Genomic DNA, 727 nt, shown 5'->3' on the forward strand with positions numbered 1-727 from the left:
ACCCAATCCCGTCCCACTAATGGCTGAAGTCGCGGTAAACAACGCGTCAGTAATAGACAGACCAGAAACCGAAAAAACCGGTAGCGTAAGCAGAACAGCAGAAGGCAATAACACTCCGAGAAAGCTCAGCAATATAATGCGCGGTTCGCCACCTTTCGCTTTATCTCGTTTGCCGTCTGGGACGTAAAAAACGCCTCTCTGATGAAATTGCGTCATAATGATTTCAGCTTGTTTGCCAACTTGTCTTGCGGGCCAACCACAATAATGAGATCGCCGATTTCAAGCGTGGTGCTCATATCAGGCGCTTTGATGATTTCAGGGCCACGTTTAAAGCCCAACACTTGCACGCCTTCGACCTTGCACAGCGCCAAATCGCTTAACGTTTTACCCATCAAACGCGAGCCAACAACAAACTCTGTCATCGCTAATCCGCTGCCCAATGGATGAAATTCGAGTACGCGTTTATCCAGCATTTTGCGCGCCACACGAATGCCCATATCGCGCTCTGGCATGATGATGTGGTCTGCGCCAATTTTTTGCAGAACGCGAGCTTGGAATCGGTCGTTAGCTTTTACCCATACCGATTTTACACCCGCCTCTTTTGCTATCAGGGTAGCAAGAATGCTGGCATTCACGTCTGCACCAATGGCAATCATCACCATGTCGTAATCATCGAGCTTGAGCTCTGCGACCGTTTCTTCATGAGTACAATTTGCCACAATGGCCT

General features: G+C 48.8%; 1 protein-coding gene and 1 pseudogene. Both read right to left on the reverse strand.

The features are described 5' to 3' along the window. Positions 1-216, reverse strand: a pseudogene (locus R8O11_RS27425) (Ktr system potassium transporter B); the annotation flags it as partial. Next, positions 213-727: TrkA family potassium uptake protein (locus R8O11_RS27430; protein WP_318194902.1), on the reverse strand; the 515-nt coding region annotated here is incomplete at its 5' end. The gene R8O11_RS27430 and the pseudogene R8O11_RS27425, both read right to left, overlap by 4 nt.

Source organism: Vibrio sp. 1288 (genome assembly GCF_033344475.1).